At 45.6% G+C, this 23562-nt stretch carries 22 protein-coding genes and 1 pseudogene; 6 read left to right on the forward strand and 17 right to left on the reverse strand.

The annotated features are described in order from the left end of the window. Positions 1 to 74 precede the first annotated feature (74 nt). Positions 75 to 920, forward strand: a complete 846-nt coding sequence (locus tag K3F53_RS17960) for a YihY/virulence factor BrkB family protein (protein ID WP_057897334.1) — start codon at positions 75 to 77, stop codon at positions 918 to 920. A gap of 1456 nt (positions 921 to 2376) precedes the next feature. Then, a complete protein-coding gene (locus K3F53_RS19970) occupies positions 2377 to 4047 on the forward strand; it encodes a heparinase II/III domain-containing protein (protein WP_409338417.1) in 1671 nt (556 codons plus the stop codon). Position 4048: 1 nt separating this feature from the next. On the opposite strand, the gene K3F53_RS17970 is transcribed toward K3F53_RS19970, so the two are convergent. The 10 genes and pseudogenes from K3F53_RS17970 to K3F53_RS18010 form a co-directional block, all read right to left on the reverse strand. Beyond that, the gene (locus tag K3F53_RS17970) at positions 4049 to 4423 is read right to left on the reverse strand and encodes a DUF423 domain-containing protein (RefSeq protein ID WP_220559208.1); all 375 of its coding nucleotides are present in this window, start codon (positions 4421 to 4423) and stop codon (positions 4049 to 4051) included. A gap of 50 nt (positions 4424 to 4473) precedes the next feature. After that, positions 4474 to 5016 (reverse strand): MFS transporter, encoded by a 543-nt coding sequence (locus K3F53_RS19805; protein ID WP_340399940.1) that lies wholly within the window; start codon positions 5014 to 5016, stop codon positions 4474 to 4476. Beyond that, positions 4993 to 5529: pseudogene (locus K3F53_RS19810) on the reverse strand (MFS transporter); the annotation flags it as partial. The gene K3F53_RS19805 and the pseudogene K3F53_RS19810, both read right to left, overlap by 24 nt. A 392-nt stretch (positions 5530 to 5921) precedes the next feature. After that, the gene (gene pcp, locus K3F53_RS17980; protein ID WP_091260786.1) at positions 5922 to 6569 is read right to left on the reverse strand and encodes a pyroglutamyl-peptidase I; all 648 of its coding nucleotides are present in this window, start codon (positions 6567 to 6569) and stop codon (positions 5922 to 5924) included. A gap of 34 nt (positions 6570 to 6603) precedes the next feature. After that, positions 6604 to 7566, reverse strand: coding sequence for a DUF979 domain-containing protein (locus tag K3F53_RS17985; RefSeq protein ID WP_057897330.1), 963 nt, complete (start codon positions 7564 to 7566; stop codon positions 6604 to 6606). Positions 7567 to 7568: 2 nt separating this feature from the next. After that, complete coding sequence (locus tag K3F53_RS17990; RefSeq protein ID WP_220559210.1) at positions 7569 to 8276, reverse strand: DUF969 domain-containing protein; 708 nt, start codon at positions 8274 to 8276, stop codon at positions 7569 to 7571. 42 nt (positions 8277 to 8318) lie between these two features. Then, a complete protein-coding gene (locus tag K3F53_RS17995; RefSeq protein WP_057897328.1) occupies positions 8319 to 9083 on the reverse strand; it encodes a LamB/YcsF family protein in 765 nt (254 codons plus the stop codon). 28 nt (positions 9084 to 9111) lie between these two features. Next, positions 9112 to 10104, reverse strand: a complete 993-nt coding sequence (locus K3F53_RS18000) for a 5-oxoprolinase subunit C family protein (RefSeq protein ID WP_057897327.1) — start codon at positions 10102 to 10104, stop codon at positions 9112 to 9114. After that, entirely contained in the window at positions 10095 to 10820 is a 726-nt protein-coding gene (gene pxpB, locus K3F53_RS18005; protein ID WP_057897326.1) for a 5-oxoprolinase subunit PxpB, read from the reverse strand. Before pxpB ends, K3F53_RS18000 begins: the two co-directional genes overlap by 10 nt. Positions 10821 to 10837: 17 nt before the next feature. Further along, a complete protein-coding gene (locus K3F53_RS18010) occupies positions 10838 to 11596 on the reverse strand; it encodes an IclR family transcriptional regulator (RefSeq protein ID WP_091260781.1) in 759 nt (252 codons plus the stop codon). A 508-nt stretch (positions 11597 to 12104) separates the two neighbouring features. Between K3F53_RS18010 and K3F53_RS18015 the strand changes: the two genes are divergently transcribed. Next, positions 12105 to 12257 (forward strand): hypothetical protein, encoded by a 153-nt coding sequence (locus K3F53_RS18015; RefSeq protein ID WP_156423979.1) that lies wholly within the window; start codon positions 12105 to 12107, stop codon positions 12255 to 12257. Here the strand turns inward: K3F53_RS18015 and K3F53_RS18020 are convergent. The 5 genes from K3F53_RS18020 to K3F53_RS18040 all read right to left on the reverse strand — a co-directional run bounded on the left by K3F53_RS18020 (position 12236) and on the right by K3F53_RS18040 (position 19013). Next, on the reverse strand, positions 12236 to 13456 hold the full coding sequence (locus K3F53_RS18020; RefSeq protein ID WP_057897324.1) for an ABC transporter permease: 1221 nt from the start codon (positions 13454 to 13456) through the stop codon (positions 12236 to 12238). The genes K3F53_RS18015 and K3F53_RS18020 overlap by 22 nt on opposite strands. Then, a complete protein-coding gene (locus tag K3F53_RS18025; RefSeq protein ID WP_057897323.1) occupies positions 13457 to 14671 on the reverse strand; it encodes an ABC transporter permease in 1215 nt (404 codons plus the stop codon). A gap of 69 nt (positions 14672 to 14740) precedes the next feature. After that, positions 14741 to 16423, reverse strand: coding sequence for a DUF6583 family protein (locus K3F53_RS18030; protein ID WP_220559211.1), 1683 nt, complete (start codon positions 16421 to 16423; stop codon positions 14741 to 14743). Next, complete coding sequence (locus tag K3F53_RS18035) at positions 16401 to 17105, reverse strand: ABC transporter ATP-binding protein (protein ID WP_220559212.1); 705 nt, start codon at positions 17103 to 17105, stop codon at positions 16401 to 16403. The genes K3F53_RS18030 and K3F53_RS18035 overlap by 23 nt, the downstream gene beginning before the upstream one ends. A gap of 555 nt (positions 17106 to 17660) precedes the next feature. Continuing rightward, the gene (locus K3F53_RS18040; protein ID WP_220559213.1) at positions 17661 to 19013 is read right to left on the reverse strand and encodes a TrkH family potassium uptake protein; all 1353 of its coding nucleotides are present in this window, start codon (positions 19011 to 19013) and stop codon (positions 17661 to 17663) included. Positions 19014 to 19196: 183 nt separating this feature from the next. Here K3F53_RS18040 and K3F53_RS18045 point away from each other — a divergent pair, with 183 nt between their 5' ends. Both K3F53_RS18045 and K3F53_RS18050 read left to right on the forward strand, forming a co-directional pair. Further along, on the forward strand, positions 19197 to 20021 hold the full coding sequence (locus K3F53_RS18045) for a polysaccharide deacetylase family protein (protein WP_220559214.1): 825 nt from the start codon (positions 19197 to 19199) through the stop codon (positions 20019 to 20021). A 155-nt stretch (positions 20022 to 20176) separates the two neighbouring features. After that, entirely contained in the window at positions 20177 to 20458 is a 282-nt protein-coding gene (locus K3F53_RS18050) for a HesB/YadR/YfhF family protein (RefSeq protein ID WP_057897318.1), read from the forward strand. Positions 20459 to 20638: 180 nt separating this feature from the next. Here K3F53_RS18050 and K3F53_RS18055 read toward each other — a convergent pair whose 3' ends face one another. Then, on the reverse strand, positions 20639 to 21814 hold the full coding sequence (locus tag K3F53_RS18055) for a dicarboxylate/amino acid:cation symporter (protein WP_057897317.1): 1176 nt from the start codon (positions 21812 to 21814) through the stop codon (positions 20639 to 20641). Between the two features lie 310 nt (positions 21815 to 22124). Continuing rightward, the gene (locus K3F53_RS18060; RefSeq protein WP_220559215.1) at positions 22125 to 22640 is read right to left on the reverse strand and encodes a zinc ribbon domain-containing protein; all 516 of its coding nucleotides are present in this window, start codon (positions 22638 to 22640) and stop codon (positions 22125 to 22127) included. A 450-nt stretch (positions 22641 to 23090) separates the two neighbouring features. Here K3F53_RS18060 and K3F53_RS18065 point away from each other — a divergent pair, with 450 nt between their 5' ends. Continuing rightward, positions 23091 to 23531 carry a hypothetical protein gene (locus K3F53_RS18065; protein ID WP_091261523.1) on the forward strand — a complete coding sequence of 147 codons (441 nt, stop codon included), beginning with the start codon at positions 23091 to 23093 and terminating at the stop codon, positions 23529 to 23531. Positions 23532 to 23562: the final 31 nt, after the last annotated feature.

Raw genomic sequence — 23562 nt, forward strand, 5'->3', positions numbered from 1 at the left:
TAAACCTAATGGCATAAAATGAGCATAGTGGTAAAATAACTATAAATAACCCTACATGTCAATGGAGATCGGGTATGGATAAAAAACGAAAAAAACACCGGCTTATCCAGTTTGGCCAGGAATTGGTGGACCGTTTTATAAAGGACGATGTTTCCGGTATGTCCGCTCAGTTGGCCTATTATTTTTTGCTTTCTATTTTTCCTTTTTTTATTTTTGCCTTTACGCTGATCGGATATATGCCAATTTCAACGGAAAATGCGCTGACAATCATTCGGATTATCGCCCCGGAAAAAGTGACCGAACTGCTGGAAAGCAATCTGCACAGTTTTTTAAACACACGGCGCGGCTGGCTGCTGTTTCTCAGCCTGGCAGGCACACTATGGACATCGTCGAGCGCCATACATGCGATTATTGTGGCGCTGAATCGGGCATACGGAGTAGCCGACGAGCGCTCTTATTTTACGTCGCGCCTGCTGGCAATTCTATTTACCATCGGCATGGTGTTGGCTATCTTTATGACGCTGATTTTACCCGTATTCGGAAAAATGATTGAGACGTTTTTTACTTCGCGAATGCATATACCTTACTACATTTTGTTTACCTGGCGTTTGTTGCGCTGGGTCGTCAGTCTTCTATTCCTGTTCAGCCTATTCGCCTTCCTATACTATTTTGCACCAAAATGCAACGTGAATGGGAAAGTAGCCATTGTCGGTGCGCTGTTCGCCGGTTTTGGCTGGCTTGCCGTATCGTACGGTTTCTCTTACTACGTAAATAACTTCAGCAACTATTCGCTAACATACGGCAGTCTCGGGGGCGTGATTATCTTAATGATCTGGTTTTACCTTTCGGCAATGATCCTGATTTTAGGCGGACAGATTAATGCGATGCTCCAAAAATATATGGACGAAGACCGATGCTAGCTAACTGTGCCATTTCAACAGCCATGTTCCTAATCTATTAAGAAAAACTCGCGTATGCTGCCTATCTACCTTTTCTCTGTTCCACACGTGTCGCGTTTTTTTCTATATCCAAAAGGAGGGAACACACATGCAAAAGCCAATCCCAAAGCTAGGCTTCTATTTCACGCCCGAAAACATTACGATGGCGCAAAAAAATAGCCAGAATCATCCCTGGGTAAAGCAGCGGCTTGAAACGTTACACAAGCATTGCGATCATTTTCTATCCGAATACAGGGATGAAGACATTTACCGGTGCGTGCTCTCTATGCAGGGACAGGCATTTGCTTATGGCATATCCGGCTGTCCCTACTGCAAGGGAGCGTTTCCTTCCTCTCCGGAAATAGGCGGTGGCTTTCTTTCCCGGTTTCCAGAAAAAAATCTGACCTGCCCGTCCTGTGCTTCCATTCTGCCGAATCAAGATTTTCCGGATGATGGAGAAGGATTCCTGCGGGAAGGTAAGGCTTACTATCCTATCGGGGTGTGGAATTTTCACACTGCGGGATGGTTGCTTGGAGGCGTGCGCGATCATGAAGGAATGGTCACCAAGCTGACATATGCGTACATGCTGACTGGAGAAAAAAAGTACGCTCAAAAAGCGCTCGTCATTCTGGATGCATTTGCGGCCATTTTCCCGGAAACGATCGGCCCGCGCGATTTTACTCCGTTCCAGAGCAAGGCGGAAATGGGGCGGCTGCACCTTTTGACTAGCGTGGTGCATCGGGTTAAAGTTTTTCTCGCCCATAATTATGACTGGCTCTATCACCTGGAAGAAATGGATACCCCCTCTCCGGCACTCGCGTTGCTCGGACGACCGGGAACATTCCGGGAAAACATCGAACGAATGCTGAATGATTATATGTTGACAGAACCCGGAGGCCCAGCATACGACCTGAAAGGAGGAAATCTAACTGAACTGCATAACCATGAAGCCGACGGTGTCCGGGCAATGCTAGCAGTAGGACTTGTCACGGAACAGCCAGATTATCAAAAGTGGGGCATCAAAGCGACGGAAGTCTTCCTTTCCAACGCGGTCGGTCGGGACGGTATGTACTTCGAAGGCTCCTATGGCTATTCCATGTTTACGATTACCGTCTTCCTCGACATGGCGCTTCTTGCGATACGGGCCGCCTCCCCGGAGCAATTGCGCGCATTTCATCCTTTTGCCAGTGAACGCTTTTTCCGCTTCGCCGTACAAAATCCCGCAGAAATGCTGTGTCAGGGCCACCTGCCCTGCTACGGCGACTGGGGACAGGACCGGAGACGCGACCGCAAGCTTGATCCTAAGACGGCCGCTGACATATACCGCGCCGCGCTTCACTTCTATCATTATTCTCCGGATCCGGCCATCCAAAAAGAAGCTTTTGACATGTTGCAGCGCACTTGTACATCTGCCCGCCCAGAGCTGGGGGACAAAGGGATGGATTTATTTTTGTTCCACCCGTGCTTAACACCTCGACGTTTTACTTGGCCTGCTGGAACAACGCTCGCAGGGCAAGCAGGCGTCGGCATTCTCAGGGACGCCAATGACACAACCATCCTGATGAGAACGGGCGCCAATCATACGCACGCGCATGACGATGTACTCGCCTATAATTATTATGTGTACGGAAAAGAAATCTCTGCCGATATCGGCTACAGCACATACGGTTCCAACGGACATTACGGATGGGCAACCAAATCCATCGCCCACAATACCGTTGTTGTTAATGAAGATCAAGAGATGAAAAAAGGGCAACTTTACAAACCTTTTCCCGGCGGAGAGGTTTCGCTTCTCTACGAATCGCCGCACGTAGCGGCATACGAAGGAAAAGCGCCCGGTCTCTATGGACTGGATGCTTATCAGCGCATGGCAGCGCTTGCGCCGCTGCCTGACGGTTCTTCCTACCTGGTTGACTTATTTTATATTCAGGGAGCTGAAATATGCGACTATACATGGCGTAGTTTTCATGAAAAGGCGGAACTGCGGCTCGACGGCGTAAAAGAATGCAAAACGAATGACGCTTGGACGCTTGCCGGGATAAATGCCCGGGAAAAACCGTACTTCGACACACCCGGAAACAGCTTCGGAGAACGACTTACAATAGGAGAGACGTTCTCGCCGCTGCTCGAAGAGGAAAAAGCACAATACTGGACACCAGCGCCGAATAACGGATACGGATTTATCTATGGAATCCGGCAATACGAGCCACTTCTCCCCTGTGTAAAGGCCTGCTGGGAATCTGAAGAAGGGTTTACGTTGACTTGGCACGGCCTCACCGATCCGGACGATCATATCATTATCGGAACGTATCCGACGCTGTCAGGAAAAGAACACCATCCTGTTCTTATCGTGCGCAGTCGCCGCCCTGCCAAGCAATACGTCGCCCTTATCCATACCAGAAAAACAAAGAGTGCTTTACGTATTCAAACTATACACAGATTAGCCACGCGCGGAAGTGCAGTTATGGCGTTTGCCACTGAACTTACAAATGGCTGGCTTGACTTCTGGGCCTATAGCCCGCTGACGCAGACGATGTGCATCCACACGAGATTCGGAGAATGGCGGATTCGCGGACGTTGCGGCTTTATCCGAACCGACCGCACCGGCAAAATTCTCGCCAGCGCCTGCATCGAAGCCGACGTCATGACATTCCAGGGTCTGAAAATCGAAGGAAACGCCCGACCATGGGTACAAGTTCAAGAGCTAAACTACAAAAAAAGAACGATCCGGCTCCATCCGCATTCTCCGCCGAAGAATGCGAAATATATCCGAATCGCTCCATCGCCTGAAGCTCCTGCTGCTCTCTATTCGGTAAAAGAAATTTTGCAACGCGAAGACGGCATACTCGTCATCACAAGGGATTCTTTCAGCCTTTCGCAAGGCGCGGTCGCCACCTGTCAAAAAGATGTCATCCGTTCTTTGTACCCGTTGCCGCTCGCTGCCTCTTTCCGCGGCAAACTCCTGCTCGGGAAAAACGGTGGACGCGCCGTTATCGAAGACATACCCGATGTAAAAACGATACGGGCCCATATTCTTGCCCCATTCATGGTCGGAGAAGCATTCGATATTGTGGATGTGGCAGAACATTACTGGGCACAATGGCTATAGGCTATTTTTTTGCTGCGGCAACCGCCAGAAAAATCCAGCCGATCAGGAAGCAAACGCCGCCGATAGGCGTAATCGCTCCGAGCCAGCCAATATTAGTCAAGGCTAAAGCATACAAGCTAAATGAGAAGAATAAAATCCCGGCTTGCAAAAACCAGCCGGCAAGCCTCAACTGCTCCATCCCGGCGGTCAGGCGTTCTCCGAACACACCGACCGCCAACAGGCCAAGACCATGTACCATATGATAATGGACACCTGTTTTGTAAACTTCAAACAGTCGTTCTGCGATTCTTCCTTCCAATCCATGGGCGCCAAACGCGCCGAGCGCTACCGATAAAAATAGGTTTATACTGCCAAGAATAATAAAAATACGTGCCATGGCTCTCTCCTTTGCTTTAGAAAATCTTATTCTCATTATAGCAAACGTTATTACGAAGTTTTTGACAGAGCCGGTACATTTCGCGCAAATAAACTCCGGCTTATCAAAACACCGATGCAAGCTATAAGAAGCAGCCCTCCCATTACCAAAAGCGAAAAGGAAGCGCCTGTATAGGAAACCGTCCGCGCAAACAACCCGATTAAACTAATTCTAAGTAACATTCCTATCGCCGAGAAAAAGCTATTCACCCGTCCCATAAATTCATTAGGTACTTCATTCATCATAATCGTGTTCCGCGCGACACGAGAACCGGCATTTCCCCAACCTAGAATGACATCCAGCGCAAGAAAAAGAAGAACCGCGGGAAAAATAGCGATAAGAATCGTACCAGCCGTATAAGCGCAAACCGTAAACAAAACCGTGCGAAAAGGCCCTATTCTACCTAGCATCAGTGGAATGATACATCCGCCCAAAACCGCACCAACCGCATCTATCGCATCCGCCAATCCCATTACCGTACCGTCCGCTCCGAGCGTCTTCGCAATATACACCGGGTACAGATAATTGCCGACCATAACACCGACAAAGGGCATAAGCGAGCTTACGTAAAAAACAATGAACAGCGGCTTATCTTTAAGATAAAAGAATCCTTCTTTCATCGTTGACCAAACAGAAGCCTTCGATACATTCATTTGCTGTCCGGAAAGCCTGTAGGGAACAAGGGAAAGCAGTGCAAATCCTCCGGCATAGGTCAACGCATTCGCGAATAAAATCCAGAAAAAATCAATCCTTTCAATGAATACGCTCGTCAGGCCGCCCGCCAGCATGGAAGCGACCTGATTCTGAATTTCCATCACGCTGTTCAATTCTTGGTACTGCTCTTTCGTGAAAATCTCTTGGTTAAACGCGAACTGGGCCGGATAATGCAACGCATAGTAAAAAGAACTGACGGCGTATATGCCGAGAAGGTGCCATGTTTCATAGGCTCCAGCTCCAAAACCCCATGCTGCAAAAAAAGCGGCGGCTATGAAGCCAAATCCCTCGCTAAACAGCAACACCTTCTTCCGCGACATTCTATCAATAAATACACCGATATACGGTGACGCAAAAAAAAAGAAAAGCCGTCATGCAGAATGCCGCATATCCGTAAATCTGAGCGCCGTCCTCCCGATTTACCAGAAGCCAGGGAACTCCGATCATAGTCACACCTGAGCCGATAGAGGAAAGAATATTAGCGAATATTAATTTTTGAAAACGTGAATCCCGCAACACACCCTTCATTCATGTCACCCCATGATTCCACAGGATATTTTTATAAATATTATTTGTAATCATTTTAATTTATCATCTTTACAATGTCAACAAATTTATAATAATTTTAAATAAAAAGAAAAGTTTGCAGGAATTGCCGGTTCGACCGACGTGCTACACGCTCCACATGAAAAAAGGCCATGACACAATTTGTCATGACCTTTCGTATCTTAATCTATAATGAAAATCAGTGCGTCTGTCCGCCCACCTCTACTATATCTTGCTCATGAGTAAGAGTCGTTTCGACAGCAAGTTCCAGTCCTTTTACAATCATATTAAGCGGCATACTTGGCTGTCCTGGATGGGCGACAGCCTGTTGTGGAAGATATGGAATATGAATAAATCCTCCGCGCGCTTTTTTTTCCGATGTATTCAGAATATGCATTAATCCATAAAATACATGATTACAGACGAATGTACCTGCCGTTTGTGAAATCGAAGCCGGAATCCCCTGCTCACGTAGCCTTTTAACAATAGCCTTAATTGGAAGCGTCGCCCAATATCCAACCGGGCCTCCCATCACAACCGGCACATCCACAGGCTGTTTGCCTCTATTATCTGCTATTCTCGCATCATCCACGTTAATTGCTACACGTTCGACCGTAATATCCGGACGACCACCTGCCTGTCCCACACAAATAATAACTTCCGGCTTTAACTCTTCTATATATTTTTCTAATTCGGCTATTGATTCATGAAATACAGTAGGAAGCTGACGGGCCACCACTACATAATCATCAATCTTCTTACCGTCTAACTGTTTCACGGCTTCAAGCGACGGGTTTACCGTTTCCCCACCAAAAGGCTCAAAACCTGTAATCAACACGTGTTTCATTGCTGCATCCCCTTATCGCCTTTTATTTAAATGACTAGAAATGATAAACAAGATAATACATTAACAGCATGTTAATAATAAAAACAGGAATTGCCGTCATCAATTGCGTTTTTACAACCGCATTCTTATCTTTCAGTTCAAGCAACATCGCTGGAACAATATTAAAGTTAGCAGCCATCGGTGTCATCAGCGTACCACAATAACCGGCAAACATACCAAGTGCAGCCATAATCGCCGGATTTCCACCATGCATATTCACAATAAGCGGAACTCCGATTCCCCCGGTGATTACGGCAAAAGCCGCAAACGCATTTCCCATTACTATTGTAAACAGCATCATGCCTAAACAATAAGCAGCTACAGCAACAAACGCATATTGAGTAGGCAGAATATCGCCCACAATACCGGATACTACTTCACCGATGCCCGCCTTCGCAAAAATACCACCAAGCGCAGCCAGCATTTGCGGCAAAATAACTGCCCAACCTACTGCCTGCATCAAACGGCTTCCTTCTGTCACTGGAACAGTCGCTTTTGCGCCCGTAATGCGCAACGCAGTTATCGTCGCAATAATCATAGCCAATCCCAGCGCAATCAACGTCACTTTTTTCGGATCAACTAACAAAACAGAACCAAAATTAATTTTATCAAGTGTAAATGTTCCGACAACTGTAAGAAGAGGAATTAAAATAGCAGGAATAAAGACCTTATTCTTCAAACGCTCAGCATGCCCTGCACGCTCTTCTACATCCGCTTCTTTTTCATTAGATTTTGTTACTTTGCCAATAGAGGCGAGTACAACCATGACTAAAACAAGATACCCAACATAAAGCGGCGGAATCTGATTGCCGAATAAAAAGGTTACAGCAAAAATTCCCCAGAACATACCCGAACCTATACGATTCGGATGATTTCTATCTAATGCTACACGAATCGCAATAAACGCAATAATAAGACCTGTCAAATAGTAAAGCGTATCTAATGTGAGCAATTTCATATTTACGCCCCTTTCTCATCCTGCTGAACAAACTCAGCATGACTGTTTTGTGCATCGTTTGCAATTCGTTTATCCAAACGATGAAAACGAATCCAACTTACAAAGAAAGCGGCCAATGCGGTAGGGATTCCCCATAACGCCATGTCCCATATGTCTACATCCATACCCAGAGAATCGAAAAATCCCTTCATGAGTAAAATGGCCCCTGTTGCAATAAAAATATCTTCACCAAAGAACCACCCTGTGTTTTCAGCTGTAGCTGCATAAGCTCTGATTTCACTTCTCGTCTTCTCTGAGATGTTACCATACCGCGCAACAGCGGCTCCTTCCGCCATTGGTACAATCAGCGGTCGTACCGCTTGTGCATGTCCACCGATATTCAATCCAATAGCCGCTGATGCTTCACGAATAAGCAAGTATGTTAGGAGTACACGACCTGTTGTCGCATTTTTTGCTTTTCTAATTAATGCTTCAGCCCTCTCTTTTAACCCGTACCGCTCAAGTACTCCAATTACAGGGAGTGATAACACAATGGCTAGGGACATGTACCGGTTTTCAACGAAAAACTTACCGAATAAGGCCATAACTTCATTCAAGGACATCCCTGATACTAAACCGGTTACAATGCCGGCCACCATAACAACTAGCAAGGTATTAAAACGAAAGGCAAACCCAAGTGCAACAACCAATATCCCTATTAACTTGATCATACGGTTACTCCCTTCTATGTTGTTATTAAAAAATAAATGTATCTACACCTCTCCAATAGCCTTCGCAATGACACCCGCATCCCCAAGAAGAGTGTGGAGCTGTTTCGCAAATTCATACGCATGTGCACCATCCCCATGAATGCAAACCGTATCCGCCTGAATATCAATATCCTGCTGCTGAACAGTATGCACTTTCCCTTCTTTAACCATACGGATAACCTGATATACAGCTTTTTCTGTATCTGTAATCAGTGCATTCGGTTCGCGTCGTGAAGTCAAGGAGCCATCAAGTTGATAGGTACGATCGGCAAATACTTCATTGGCTGTACGAAGCCCGATTCTTTCCCCCGCTTTCACCAGTTCGCTTCCAGAAAGCCCGAACAGAATCAAGTCAGGATCTACTTTGTATACCGCTTCAGCAATCGCTTCCGAAAGTGTCGGGCTTTTCGCGGCCATATTGTACAATGCTCCATGCGGTTTCACATGCTGCATCTTACCTCCTGCCGCTTTCACAAAGCCATACAGCGCACCCACTTGGTATACCACCATGTCATACGCTTCCTGCGGCGTAATATCCATATTGCGGCGGCCAAACCCTTCCAAATCCGGCAAACCCGGATGCGCGCCGATCGCTACACCTTTCTCAAGAGCCATTTCTACCGTCCGGCGCATAACAGCAGGGCCGCCGGCATGAAATCCGCAGGCGATGTTTGCGGAGGTCACAAACGACAGGATTGTCTCATCCGCTCCCATCTCATAAACGCCAAAACTTTCGCCCATATCACAATTGATATCTACTCTATACATGGTATTCCTCCTTACATCGTGTATCGTGCTACTGGTAGCGCAGGGCAATTCCCTGTTTTACCTGCTGAATCTGTTCCTCGCGGGTAAGATACAGCATCTCCGCTTCTTCCAAAGAAACTTCTTGAAACCGAATTTTCTCCCCTGGCTTTACCTGCGCAATAACGGGTAGGTCTACCGAAATAATCTGGGCGATCTTTGGATATCCGCCAACTGTTTGTCTGTCTGCCAGCAAGGCAATCGGTTGGCCTTCAGACGGTACCTGTATCGTTCCCGGCGCCACCGCTTCTGAAATCATTTCAAGGGGATCAGCAAGCGAAAGTTGCGGCCCCTGCAACCGATATCCCATCCGATCCGATTGTGGCGTCACCCGAAACGCGGAAGCAAAAAATTGCTGCCGGCTTTCCGGGGTAAAACAGTCAAACTGCGCGCCGCGGATCACCCGTACCACTGGATTTTTTCCGTATGCGGGAAAAACCTCAGAGCTTATCGTCCAGTCCGCTGATCTTCCTCCTGCCGCGGCCAGCATCCGCATTTGCCAGGCCCCCCATTCGGATGGCTCCCCAAATTCCAACCTATCTCCTTCCTGCAATGCCCTACCCTTATATCCTCCAATGTGCGCACGTAAATATGTACTGCGGCTTCCTAATACCTTCTCTACATTAAAACCGCCTGCCACCGCCAGATACGCTCGGCACCCGGACGTGCAACCTCGGAATGCAAGCACGCTTCCACCTCTCACATATACTGGCCGCCATAACAAAATCGGCTTGCCATCTACTTCCGGTGACAAATCAGCGCCGCAGATCGAGATAAGTGTATCGGATTCAAATTCCAGGCGCGGCCCCATCAGCGTAATTTCCAGTGCGGCAGCGTTTTCCTCATTGCCAACAAGCAAATTCGCCATTCTAAGCGCAAACGGATCCATCGCTCCGCTTGCAATAATCCCCTGCTTCTGAAATCCGTAACGACCTAAGTCCTGAATGGTAGTCAACAATCCGGGCCTGAGCACTTTTATCCGCATGCGCCCCTCTCCTTCCATTCATCATACTCCTGCCGGGAAATAGCCCGGAAACGAATCCGATCCCCTGCCTTAAGCGGTGTCGGCGGATCACTGTCCGGCATGAACAACGGAAGCGGCGTACGGCCAATAAGCTGCCAACCGCCAGGTGTTGCAATCGGATACACGCCTGTTTGCTTACCAGCAATGCCAACAGAACCGACCGGAATTGACAGGCGCGGCGATGAACGGCGCGGTGTGGCGATTTGTTCCGGCATTCCCCCAAGATAAGGAAATCCTGGCGCAAAACCAATCATGTATACAAGGTACTCAGCACTGCTGTGAATACGGATAACATCCTCCTGAGTCAGCCCATTGTGTTCGGCTACAAACCCCAGATCCGGCCCGAACTCACCGCCGTAGCATACCGGAATTTCAATAACGCGCGTTTTTTCCACTGTCTTATCCTGTAATTCAGATAAAATATTTTCCAGCATGGCACGCATCTTTTGATAAGGCGAAACAAATGTCTTCGTTTCCGCTCCGCTGTTAGCCAATACGCGGCATGGATCATAAAACACCGTCACCGTCGTAAATGCGGGTATATATTCTATCATGCCTGGAAGCGGATGCCGCGTCAGATATTCGGATAACGCCCGAACTTTACAATGGGTTTCTTCATTAATCACACTACCCAATTCAACGACAATAGCGGCGTCTCCGAGGGGAAATAATTTCATGCGTTTCACCTCGCTCGTTATTCATCCCTCCAGCCCAATTGCAGGGAAATCTCCCGGGCGGTTTGTTTAATCTTTTTAATAAGCGGAGGTAGTTTATCAGGCGCATAATGGGCCTCAAGCCCAGCCATGCTTAATCCGGCCACCACTTCTCCTTTATGATTGTAAATCGGGGCCGCCACAGCCGCTGAATGATCCTCTAATTCCGAATAGCTAACGGAGTACCCGTTTTTCTGCGACTCGACAATCACCTGGCGCAAACGCTCTTTATCTGTAATTGTTCCGGAAGCAATCGCTTTCAATTCTGTTTGTGCAATATATTGTTCAGCTTCTTCCGGTGGCATAAACGCCAGCAAGATTCGTGAACATGCCCCGGCGTACAGCGGAGAGCGGCGCCCTACACGCGTATAGAGACGAACCGGTTTTTTTGTATCCACTTTCTCGATATAAATCGCTTCATTTCCTTCACGCACAATTAAATTGACCGCCTCTCCCATTTCATCGCGCAACTTGTGCATAAAAGGAAGCGCAACTTGCCTAATATCAAGCCGATCAGCCACAAGCTGTCCAAGTTTTATAAAAATTAGCCCCAGCCTGTACTTACCGTCTATGTCGCGCGTAAGCAACCCCATTTCTTCTAACGATTTCACCTGACGATAAACGGATGTTTTTGGGATATTTGAAATTTCTACCATCTCTTGCAGCGTAAGCCGGTCATGCTCATAAAATAACTTTAGAATTTCAAGCGATTTAACAACTGTTTTGTTTCCGCCCATCAAATCCCCCTGTTCCGAATTTCGGAACTACAATTCCGAATTTGTTTATTTATCTGTTATCATAAAATTATCTGAATAAAAACGCAAGAGGTAAATTTTCTTTGTATAATCCATAGTTGTTGGTATAAAGCAAAAAACTATAATAAATAACAAAACAGAGCGGGAAAGCTGCTATGTCAAAGTCAACGTGACTCTATGCTATCTTTTTATGAGAGGGAAAGATACAGTGACAATTACTACGCACTGGAGGATGATTTTGAGGACTTGCTGGATGTACAGAGGAAAGCGTTTCCTCCGCCTTTCCCGGAAGAATTATAGTAGAGCCGTGAACAAATCAAAGCACATGTCGAGATGTTCCCCGAAGGGGCTATGCTAGCAGAATGGAAAGGCAAAGTTGGCAGATCAGCCACATCCCTTATCGTTCAATATGACGGTGAACTTCATGCGTGGGCGAAAGTATCGAATCATGGATATATAAGAAATAGCCATAATCCAGACGGGGACAGCTTGTATGGTATCGACGTTTGCGGACACCGCTTTTGTCAAAGCGGTGCCGATAAAAATCGCTTCTTTGCAGGAAGTCAACAAAGCCCGGAAAGAAGAGACGTACTTGTTAGCAATCCGCGAAGGAAAAGGGATATTTTACCCAGCAAAAACCCGGTAACGGATGACGTAGAAGCTCCACACCAACAAAAACACTCCGATACCTGCCAACGTTCCAGCAGTTTGTGTAACCTGGCCTATACTATAATCATTAACGAGCAGCGCCTTCATCCCGTCCAACGCCCATCCCTGTGGCGTCAACAGTGATAACGTTTTAATCCATCCATTCAACGGAAGAAAAGGCCAAAAACAACCGCCTACAAAACCTGTCAGCAAAGCCAGAAGCGGTGCGGTGGTCTGCAATTGCTGCGGCGTCGGCAGCAACGTTGCAAAAAGCATACTAAGTCCAATAACAGCAAGAATATAAGCGCCAAGAATAATAGATTGCAGCGGATGGTATAGCAGGCTTGCATCAAACCAAAAACGCGCCACAGCTTCGCACAGCGCCGCTAGAAATACAGATAACGTGAACAGCATGGCAATGTTGCCCAGATAGAAGGTTCGAAACATGCCCGGAACGGACATCATCCGTTTCAGCGTACCGTTTTCTCGTTCTTCGATCAGCCACCTGCTGTGCAGCGCCACGAACATCATCATAAACACCAAAAGTGCGCCAATTCCAGTTAATGCCGCTACGGATACACGGGTCAGGCGCGTAACAGACTGCACACCCCCGGCCTCCATCTCTTTGTAATTAATTGTCATCAACGGTTTCGGAGTCCACTGGGAATCAGCATACTTCCATACCCGCTCCCATAACCTCTCCGGTTCATTACTCGTCAGCCCGTAGAGCCTGTACCATTCCTCTGCGCGATTTGCCGCGCCTGTATTGGCAGACAGACGCATAACTTCACTGCCTAGCATCTCGCCAAGAATCCCATAAGACAATGAACCGGGGTTTTTTACCATTTTGATCGTCTTATCCGTCTCTTCTTCCAATACCGCATCCTGAAAACCTTTCTGTATGACGAACGCCGCTTCTACCCGGTAGTTTTCTACCAGACGATAGGCCTCGTCACTGGTCACGCGAAGTACTCGAATTCCTTCTTTTCGGGCAAAGCGATCAACGATCAGCCTGGAATATTCACTATTGTCCTCGTCCGCCACCGCTACTGGAATCACCGGCTCTTTCCGAAAGCTCTGGGTCGCCCCCAAAATAAACACAAACAGAACCGGAAACAAAAGCAATAACACAAGAAACATCTTATCCTGTAAAATCAATCGCATACGCAACCATAAAACTTGTAGTACCCCGTACATCTATTTCCTCCCGGTCAGGGGCAACAGCACGACCGCCGCCACAAGCAATGCTCCGCCTATGGCTAACAGCATCATTGTTTCGGGCCATACCGATAAAGAATGATTCCCCGAAAAAACTTTTAACATCCCGTGCATCGCCCACTTGTTAAATGTAAAGTCACTCGCTGTCTGCAGGCTTTCCGACAGGGAAAAAAGCGGATAAATATTACCGCCGATCAGCGCCAGAAAAAACGTTCCCACATAACCGAGCAATTCCGCTCCTCTGGAAAAAAGGCCGATCACCGCAAGCAAGAACGACCATGCCGCAACCGAAAATGCCGTACCGAAAAACACAAGAATAAAAGACAACGGCGCCGCGCCAAGATAATTTTTAAACATGAGGCTGGCCATCCCTACAATGAGCGCCGTTTGCAACAAAAGCAAAAGAAACATGGCGATAAATTTTCCGACATACAAAGATAAAACCCCGCCCGGAAGCGTCCGGAAGCGATCCAGCACACCCAGTTCCTTTTCTTCCGCAAGCAAACGACTGCCGCGAACGCCAAGAAAACTGACAAATACTATGGTCAGCGCCGCCGTAAAATACTCGGGAAAACTCACATCGGGGATCGTGGCGAGCGTCACCTCATCATAAATTTCATTGCGACCTAGCGCCCTCGTCATAAAATCAAACACACTCTCTTTTAAAATGCGGTCAAGTTGCTGGGGGGTAGCACCTCCGTCACGCGCCGCATACCAGACCGCCTTCACGCCGCTCTGTCCGGCCGACAAATCATTCGTCGCACTGATTAGCTGATTCTTTGCCTGATCGGCTTGTACCTTTTGGCTTCTATTTCCAATAAAGGTCACCGGGAAATTATCCCCGCTGTATAGGCTTGCTGTAAACCCTTTAGGAATAATAATGCAGCCAGCGATTTGGTTCTGCGCCAGCATATCCATTGCGCGCTTCCTGTCCACACGGTGCACAGTAATAAATCCTTTCATGTAGTCCAATTCTTCTAGCTGCTGGCTAATCATCTGCGTGTTTAACGTTTGGTCTTCGTCGACAAACGCGATCGCAAACGTCTGACTGTAACGGCTGGAAAACAAGTATGGAGACAACGCCTGCGCAAAAAGCCAGATAAAAAAAAGCGGCATCAGGAAAAGCAGCAGGGCCGCCTTTTTATCTCTCCAGTACAACATCCATTCTTTCAAAATAATGGTGATAAGTCGCAAGATGAAAACCTACCTGTATACAAATTCGGGAAGGCACCTTATCGGTCCCTTCCCGTTGCTCTTTTTTCCTTACTGTACCATATTTCCGGCCCCTGGCGGCATAATGCCAAGTTGCTGGAATAATTGCATGTTCTTCATCACGTACTGGCCGACACTGCTCTGGATTTCCTGCTGAATTTGCATCATTTGCTGATCCGTCAGCGTTGCCAGATTAATGCTATTCTGTACACCCAGCGCCGGAAGCTTTACTTCTCCTACATCGAACTTCTCATCGTTCTTAATAGTAAACCCTATTTTTTTCGGCATCGTCGGCGGCATCGTCGGATCATTTTTCGGCAGATTGATTTCTACTTTGTAGTCGGCTGCACGTGTTTTATCCTTGTCGTTCTCCGTTGTCGCTCCTTTCCATGCCAGCGCGATCGGATCCGTATTGTTGCCATTGACATACAGCTTAATATTTACGTCCTGATTTTCCTTGTTTCCATCTTTGGCAAGCGTAAAATCAGCATCCGCTTTAAAATCGGACATAGGAGTGTTGCCCATTTTTTCGGTTACATTCAATTTTACATTGCCTTTGCTGTTGTCACCGTCTTTTTTGTTTACATATGTGATGGTAAAGATGCTTTCCCTATCTCCTGACTTCGTAGAAGACACGTTAAAAACAACACGATCCTGCTTCTCGTTGTCTTGGAAACTAGCAAGTTTTAGGACATCTTTTTGGCCGGCGTTTTTGTTGTTAAATTCAATCGTACGGCTCAAAATATTATCATTTCTGTCCACGTATACGATCATTTTTACCCCGTCACCAAAATCAGCCTTATTAAGGGAGCGATCCGTTTCCTCTTTAAACTCAGCGAACTTCTTCTTGAATTCTTCTTTACTCAGCTTTGGCAGATCCTCTTCCGATCTCCCACTACCTGTTAATTCAACTAATTTTTGATAACGAGGATAAAGAAGATCCTGTAATTTTTCGTCCTTGGAAATTTTTTCAACAATGTTTTTCATAAGCTGTTTGTATTGTTCAGGAGTGAATGTTACTGTAATTTCTCTGGCAGCCAATTTCACGCCGTTCTCTTCGAACGTCGCGCCTTTTTTCACGCTTACTTGCTCATCTTTAATGCTATCAGCGTAAAGCTTGGCATACTCACGTATAATCGGCTTTAATTCTTTGCTCGGAATCTGGATCAGTTCCACATATTCTTTTTGGGAAGGTATTTTATCCGGAATGTCCATGTCGTATTTTTGCTTGATAACTGCTTTGTCTTTCCAGTTGAAGTAACCGTATTTGTTATACAAAGCCGGAGCACCAAAGGCTAGTTTCTCAGCATCATAGAAAAATTCGGCACCAATAAGATTGCTGTTTTTAACGTTGAAATTAACTTTCACGTAATTTTTCTTGTTTGTGTCATCCATCTTCGATTCCATGATCAACTTGGAATCTTTGAGAAGGTCCATGACTTTCTGAACTTGCGGATCCGGAACTTCCATATCTATATTTAGATTGGAAATTTCCATCTTCTGTTCCACGGCCCCTTCTAGGTAAGGAGCGATGTACTCATTGTATTGCTTGTTGTACTCTTCCACTTTCTTGGATAGGTTGTTCATCTCTTTCGCTTCTGCTTCTAAATAAATCGTTTTGTTGCTTTTGAATACGTCAAAAAACGCATACGCGAAGTAAGCGCCGAAAGCGACCAGCAATACGACGACAACCGCAATAATCACTGATTTTTTACTCTTTTTCTTCGTCTCCATATTGTTCCCCCTCCAATTCATGTTGCACCTCTTGTGGTGTACCAACGGCGACCAATCGCCCCGATTTCAGAACGCCGATTCGATCACAAGCCTTCATTTCTTCAAGATGGTGGCTTGTATACAAAATCGTGCACCGCCGCTCGCTTATTTCCTTTAAAGCTTTTAAAATGTGTTTCCTGGAGCCGACATCTACTCCCGCCGTCGGTTCGTCAAGAATCAGCAGCTTAGGCCGATGCAGCAGCGCCACACCAAGATTAAGCCGTCGCTTCATACCGCCGGAGTACGCTTCGACGCGCTCACGAATTCTGTCGCGCAAATGGATGATTTCCGCCACCTCATCCATGCGCTGTGCAAGTTCTTTTCCACGCAGACCGTACATCCTGCCCCAAAAGGCCAAGTTATCAATGCCACGCAAGGAAGGATACAGCGCCAGTTCCTGCGGCACATACCCGATTTGTTGTTTGGCCTGAGAGCCAAGCACATGGACGGACTGTCCGCCAATAAGCACTTCTCCACTGTTTGGCTTCATGACAGCCGCGACAATAGAAAGCAATGTCGACTTGCCCGCACCATTGTGACCCGCGACTCCAAACATTTCTCCTTCTGCAATTTCCAGATTTACCTCTTGCAGCACTTGTTTTTTTCCATACCGCTTGCTTACATTGCGAATGTTTACAAACACACTGTCTTCCTCTTCCCTCTCAAAATCTGTGCATGGCTAGTAGTTGCACGGCCGCCTGCCCCGACCAAAATTGGCTTTACTGCATATGATTCTTTCCCGGTAAACCGGTTCTCGAAATAGGTCGAAAACATATAGCACCCAATCGTGTTTTGCTCTTCTTCTGTGAAGAATTCTCCACCCCTCGTACAGGCTCTATATCAGTCTCTATAGCACTTTCGTCTAGGCGATACATGCGGAGAGTGGATTGCTAATACTTTCATAAATACCATAACAGAAATCTTCTACTACACAAGATGTCTTTTCACAGACCATCCCATCTTTCACAAAATAATCGCAAGCTTATCTTTAGCGATTAAATCATACAGTAAAATACCGAGAACCTCTTCGTCTCATCCAGCATTCAGTATTCCAGTCGACTCCCTCTATTTCCTCCCTTCTCTTTATTTACAACATCATATACGGATACGCGCAAGAAAAAGTTCCTCATTTTCCCTCTTTTAGTAATTTAGACAGAAAAAGAAAACGCCTGATAAACACCTATTTTCCTAGTAGCTTTTAGCCTATAATAATCTTTTCTTTTGGATAATGGACGTCCGCTGTTGATTTGCCCGAAGTAAAACTTGACAAGAACGGCATCATGCCAATTCGGCCTATATACATCAAAAGCACCAATATTATTTTGCTGCTGTAAGACAAACCGCTTGTAATCCCAACGGAAAGGCCACATGTGCCAAACGCGGAGCATACTTCAAATATAACATGTACCAACTCAAACCTTTGATCCTCTAACATATGCACAACTAACGTGCCGCCTGTCACAAGCATCAAGGCTGTTACAAAAAACACAAAACTTTTAATAATGTCCTCCTGTCGAATGGAACGGCCAAACACACGCACCTCGCTCCGGCCACGCGCAAACGTAACAATCATCAAAATCACAACCGCAAGCGTTGTTGTGCGGATGCCTCCTCCCACACTGGAAGGACTGGCCCCGATAAACATCAAGATGGAGGTGACAAACTGGCTTCCCACGCTTAACTCCGATACATCAACCGTCGTTAATCCGGCACTACGTGCAGTAACTGAAAGAAATAAAGAATGGAAAAACTTCTCATACCAGGACATTTCAGCAAAATATCGTGAATCTTCTGTAATCCAGATTACAAGCATGCCCAACACAAGCAGCACCAGAAACGTCACAGTCGTAATCTTCGTATACAAGGAAAAGCGAAACCGATTATGGCCACCGAACAAATATTCACGAACTTCAACCAGTACCGGGAAACCGATGGCACCAAGAATGATGAGAAGCATGGTTACCGATTGAACAAAGTAGTCGTGAGAATAGTCAATCAGCGAATTGCCAAAAAGATCAAACCCTGCGTTCGTATACGTCGAAATCGAATGAAAAACCGCATAATAAAAAGACGCATAAAACGTATCGTAATAACCAGCAAAATAGAAATACAGTCCGAAAATCAGTGTTCCTACCGCTTCAAACAACAGCGTCATCCCAAGCACCAGCTTCATCAGCTGCACCAAACCAGACAGATTGTACCGGTTCTGGTCGATCATAATCAACCTGCGCTGCGAAAGCCCTATGGGCGCACCGAACAAAATCCAGAAAAATGTGCCCAGCGTCATTACGCCGATTCCACCGATTTGAAAAGCTAGTATCAAAACAAAAGAACCGAATGTACTAAATGTGTCCGCTGTGCTGACTGTCGTAAGCCCAGTCACGCTCACCGCACTTGCAGCGGTAAACAAAGCATCTATCAATGACAGGTTGACCCCCGGTTTTACACTGATAGGCAACATCAATAGCCCGGTAATGATCACAATGGCTGTAAAATAAGCGCTGACAATAATTTGCGTTGGAGAAAGTTTATATACGTATTTACGCAGCATGTCTTTTGCCCCTTATTCCTGTTACATCAGATGAATATTACAGATTTTCCTCACGCTTGTCAAATCAATACGCTTGAGCGTCATGAGAGAGAAGCCTCCGACATACATATCTAAACATAAGCGTTCAGAGAAACGGAGGCGACCCTCATTAGAAACGCGATTACAGTCGGTATCGTCTTTTTTATGTTGTTCATTCTGTACGCGTCCGTGCAGGCAAAGGCACACTATGACACACTGCGCATGCTTGAGCAGATCCAGCTCGAAAACCAGAAATTACAACGGGTAAACGAAAATCTACGAAATGAACTGAAAAAAAAGCAGCAAGAATTAGAAAAAGCGAAACAAGCGCAAAACAATAACACTAAAGTAGCATACCTTACATTTGACGACGGTCCATCCACCAATACAGAAGAAATTCTCGCAATTCTGGATCGCTATAAGATAAAAGCGACATTTTTCGTTATCGGCAACAACAGCGAATTCGGTAAGCAAATGTATCGGCGCATCGTAAGCAAAGGGCACGCGCTCGGCCTGCACTCCTACTCGCACGAATATCGTAATATTTATACTTCTGCCACCGCTTTCCACAGTGACATGGAAAAACTCAGACAGCTGATATACAAAGCAACCGGCCAAAAGCCCAAAATTATGCGTTTCCCCGGCGGTTCCAATAATCACATTAGCCGCAAATACGGCGGACATTCCTTAATGCAAACCCTTATCCAACAAAGCGTACAGAAGGGCTATAAGTACTTCGATTGGAATGTTGATTCCCAGGATGCCAAACGAAAAGTCCAACCACGCGACGTTATTATTCAATCCGTGATGAAGGAAAGCCGAAACAAGAAAAAAATTATCGTCTTAATGCATGATTCGCAGATCAAAGTCACCACCGTTCAAGCGCTGCCAGCTATTATTACAGAGTTAAAAAAACAGGGCTTCTCGTTTGATATATTAAGCGATACATCTTTTACCTATCATTTTACTTTAGAACCCCCCTACTTCTAAGCGAGGTGGAAGTGGTAGGTAGTTCACTAAGTCTACTCATTTGCTTATTATCCTCCTTTACCCGGCATACGTAAGAGCCAGACAATAAATAAGCGCAAGGAATATGGTACAATAAAAAATACACGCATTGCCGCAAAACAAAGGAGGCATGAAGCATGAAGCTAATTATCGACCCTGCGGCCATGGAATGGTTCCGCAAAGAAATGGATGTGAAAAAAGGGGACGCCGTCCGCTTTTTTGTCCGTCTAGGCGGTTGCAGTACTGTGCAAAGCGGATTTTCGCTTGGCATTGCCAAAGAACAGCCGAAAGAAATCGGCGTTTCTACCGTGGAAGGCGGCATTACATTCTATATCGAAAAAGAAGACGCCTGGTATTTAAATAATTCCGACCTTGTCGTAACATACAACAAAGAACGGGATGAAATCGAATTCCGTTAAGAAACGGCCGGAATGCCGACTTCACGGGCGGTCACCGCGCCGTACAACAACAAACTGCCTGACCCTATAGTCTATCCTCGTTTACTACATGGAAAAAAAGCATATGCTGCTTTATCACTGTAAAGCAGCATATGCTTTCCTACTATCTATCACAAAAAACAAAAAACCGAAGCTCTTTGTTTATTCTTGCGGTGTCAATTTGTGTCCAGAAATCTTGTTAACCATAAGCGCAATCGCGCCGTCGCCCGTTACGTTGCACGCAGTGCCAAAGCTATCCTGTGCAAGGTATAGCGCAATCATTAATGAAAGCAGCGTCGGATCAAAATGCAGCATCGATTGGAGCAAGCCGAGAGCCGCCATCACTGCACCGCCTGGCACGCCCGGGGCTGCTACCATAGTTATACCAAGCATCAAAATAAACGGGAATAACGCACCAAACGAAGTATTCATGCCGTTCAGCATCATAACCGCCATCGAGCAACTGACCAGCGTAACCGTACTTCCTGACAAATGAATGGTCGCGCAGAGCGGTATTACAAAATCAGCAGAGCCCTCATGCACACCGTTCTTTTTGGTCTGGCGTAACGTTACGGGAATGGTCGCTGCGGACGATTGGGTGCCGATTGCAGTAAAATACGCCGGCATCATATTTTTAAGCATTCTAAGCGGATTGGCTCCCGCTATCGCGCCACCGAACGTGTACTGCAACAACAGGATGACAATATGCAGAATAATAATCATTACAAACACTTTGGCAAATACGGACATAATCATTGCCACTTGTCCAGCGTATGTCATATTCGCGAAAATTCCCATAATATGCAGAGGAAGCAGCGGAATAATAATATTCCGGATCAATTTCTCCACAATTTGCTGAAAGTCATTCATTAGATTCTTTAGGGTATCGCCTTTAATTGCGGCGATACCGAGACCAAGCGTAAACGCGAGCAGTAGCGCCGTCATTACTCCCATAACAGGAGGCATGTCCACTTTGAATAACGGCGGTACCAGCGCTTCTTCCGGATTTTTCGCGTTCAAGTGCATGCTGCCGACTTCCAAAATGTTGGGAAGTACAACAGCGCTCGTAACATAGGCGATAAGTCCAGCCACAATCGTAGAAACGTAAGCGATCCCTGCGGTAATCGCCAGCAGCTTGCCTGCGCCTTTTCCTAATTCGCCTATGCCCGGTGCAACAAATCCAATAATGATGAGCGGAATGACAAATCCCAGAAAATTACCAAAAATACTGTTAAAAGTCGCGGTAATTTTGATCACCCACTGCGGACTAACCATTCCAATAAAAATACCCAATAGAATTGCCGCAATTAACCTTGGTAAAAGACCGAATCTTTTCATTTTTATGTTCCTTCCAAACTAATTTACATATAAAATATTATTTATATAATTTGTTCTCCCACAGTATACAATAGTTTATACAGGAAGGACAATAGATAATTTATTGATTTAATAATATTATTTATATATGAACCTTCCCCACTTACCATACCATAGGTTGAAGTGGGGGTTTCTGAACTATCCACCTCGGCAGAACAGGCGATCAACGGGTTGTCGCTGATCTCACAGACACGTGCCGTCTGCGAGGGGAATCATTCAGCAACACACCCTTACGGGCGTGGGTCGGAACAAACCATCTACTACTTCTCGCTTAGGCGATCCGTAGATACGTGGGTTTCTGAATTTCAAACGGCAAGGACTGAATCCGGTTTTCATACAACACTTTGGACAGTAGATTCGCCGCACCGTGAATGTCCCGATGTTGGGTATAGCCGCACGAACAGCAATACATACGCCCACGCACGTTCTTTTTCGCCCCGCAAACCGGACAGGTTTGCAATGTATAACGTTCCTCGCGCTTGTGGAGCATGATGCCTTCCGCCTTCAGTTTGTACGTTAGGTACTTCTTTACTTTCCCAACCTGCCACTGGCTCATTCGCTGATTGTGGCAGCGAGAACGTTTCTTTTTGCGTTTACTTTTAGAAAGAAGATATTGTTTCGCCCGGTTGTACCGCTTCCACTGACGGCTGTATTTCTGGCACTTGCTCATTTTTCGCTGAAGCTCTGCAAGCTTCTTGTTATTTTTTTCAACAAGGTTCCACAAACGAATGTTTTTGGCGATTTCCGTAAGACATTTTTCTGGTCGTTCTTTGGGTAGTTTTCTCATATCCAAAAGTTAGACCAAAAATAAATCACCAAAACATCACTATTCAACCGTTTTTGGTTATATCAATTTACATTATTTGTATTAATGTATAAAATCCACGAAATGTCGTCAGTACCCCTACATGTGGTTCCACCAACAATACATGAACATGTGAAGTCTATTTCAGTTGGTGAGGAAAAAGCGAAAAGAATATTGTGTTGTTGAAATCCATAGGCCGGTCGTTTGATACATTCTGTAAACAGAACCGAATCCATAAAATACAGAAAAGAAAACAATGTGAATTTGTAATTTTGGAATGAGAATATTTTCATTCCAAAAAAATACAATTTTTTTGGTTTTTAAGTTAAAATATTGGTAGTACTCTATTGTATATTATTAGTGTACAGTTTACTCAGTTTTTTGAAGGGTCATCTTACATCCTTGAAATATCTCAAAATTGGAGTAATTATTATGCGATGGATGAAATTAGCAATTATTTCCATTATCTCTTTTTTTGTAGGCATTTTAACTTATTATGTAATGTTATCAATTATTTGGAATCAACCTATCCATGATTTAATACCAGTTTTATTATGGGGTGGAGGATCGTATATCATTATTGTGTTCCCACTATATCTTTTAACTTTCTCATTAATACAGAAGAAATTTCAACCTGCTATTAGTCAAACTGTTTGGATTTATCCATTGGCAGCAGCTTTGCTATGCATCATTCCGACTTCTTTGATTTTCTGGATGTTTGGGAATGTATGGAGTTTTAAAAGTATGTTTTCCTCAGAAGCAATACTATTTGATTCATTCTTTGCTGTTTCGGGAATTGTTTTTGGATTTGGCTGGTGGATGATATGCGGTAGGACAAAAAATCTCAAAAATCGAGTAGGAGGGGGTGATTAGCCCCCGACCTCTCACACCACCGTACGTACCG

It is taken from the genome of Aneurinibacillus thermoaerophilus, assembly GCF_019603355.1.
In the GTDB taxonomy this organism is placed as follows: domain Bacteria; phylum Bacillota; class Bacilli; order Aneurinibacillales; family Aneurinibacillaceae; genus Aneurinibacillus; species Aneurinibacillus thermoaerophilus.

Bases quoted from the DNA above. Each gene is read 5' to 3' on its own strand.
- K3F53_RS18060 (WP_220559215.1), bottom strand. From the start codon at position 22,640: ATGAGAAAACTACCCAAAGAACGACCAGAAAAATGTCTTACGGAAATC.
- K3F53_RS18030 (WP_220559211.1), bottom strand. From the start codon at position 16,423: ATGGAGACGAAGAAAAAGAGTAAAAAATCAGTGATTATTGCGGTTGTC.
- K3F53_RS18000 (WP_057897327.1), bottom strand. From the start codon at position 10,104: ATGCGGATAAAAGTGCTCAGGCCCGGATTGTTGACTACCATTCAGGAC.
- pxpB (WP_057897326.1), bottom strand. From the start codon at position 10,820: ATGAAATTATTTCCCCTCGGAGACGCCGCTATTGTCGTTGAATTGGGT.
- K3F53_RS17995 (WP_057897328.1), bottom strand. From the start codon at position 9,083: ATGTATAGAGTAGATATCAATTGTGATATGGGCGAAAGTTTTGGCGTT.
- K3F53_RS17990 (WP_220559210.1), bottom strand. From the start codon at position 8,276: ATGATCAAGTTAATAGGGATATTGGTTGTTGCACTTGGGTTTGCCTTT.
- K3F53_RS18040 (WP_220559213.1), bottom strand. From the start codon at position 19,013: ATGCTGCGTAAATACGTATATAAACTTTCTCCAACGCAAATTATTGTC.
- K3F53_RS18050 (WP_057897318.1), top strand. From the start codon at position 20,177: ATGAAGCTAATTATCGACCCTGCGGCCATGGAATGGTTCCGCAAAGAA.
- K3F53_RS18065 (WP_091261523.1), top strand. From the start codon at position 23,091: ATGCGATGGATGAAATTAGCAATTATTTCCATTATCTCTTTTTTTGTA.
- K3F53_RS18015 (WP_156423979.1), top strand. From the start codon at position 12,105: ATGGTATCGACGTTTGCGGACACCGCTTTTGTCAAAGCGGTGCCGATA.
- K3F53_RS19970 (WP_409338417.1), top strand. From the start codon at position 2,377: ATGGATTTATTTTTGTTCCACCCGTGCTTAACACCTCGACGTTTTACT.
- pcp (WP_091260786.1), bottom strand. From the start codon at position 6,569: ATGAAACACGTGTTGATTACAGGTTTTGAGCCTTTTGGTGGGGAAACG.
- K3F53_RS17960 (WP_057897334.1), top strand. From the start codon at position 75: ATGGATAAAAAACGAAAAAAACACCGGCTTATCCAGTTTGGCCAGGAA.
- K3F53_RS18055 (WP_057897317.1), bottom strand. From the start codon at position 21,814: ATGAAAAGATTCGGTCTTTTACCAAGGTTAATTGCGGCAATTCTATTG.
- K3F53_RS17970 (WP_220559208.1), bottom strand. From the start codon at position 4,423: ATGGCACGTATTTTTATTATTCTTGGCAGTATAAACCTATTTTTATCG.
- K3F53_RS18020 (WP_057897324.1), bottom strand. From the start codon at position 13,456: ATGTACGGGGTACTACAAGTTTTATGGTTGCGTATGCGATTGATTTTA.
- K3F53_RS17985 (WP_057897330.1), bottom strand. From the start codon at position 7,566: ATGAAATTGCTCACATTAGATACGCTTTACTATTTGACAGGTCTTATT.
- K3F53_RS19805 (WP_340399940.1), bottom strand. From the start codon at position 5,016: ATGCCCTTTGTCGGTGTTATGGTCGGCAATTATCTGTACCCGGTGTAT.
- K3F53_RS18045 (WP_220559214.1), top strand. From the start codon at position 19,197: ATGTTGTTCATTCTGTACGCGTCCGTGCAGGCAAAGGCACACTATGAC.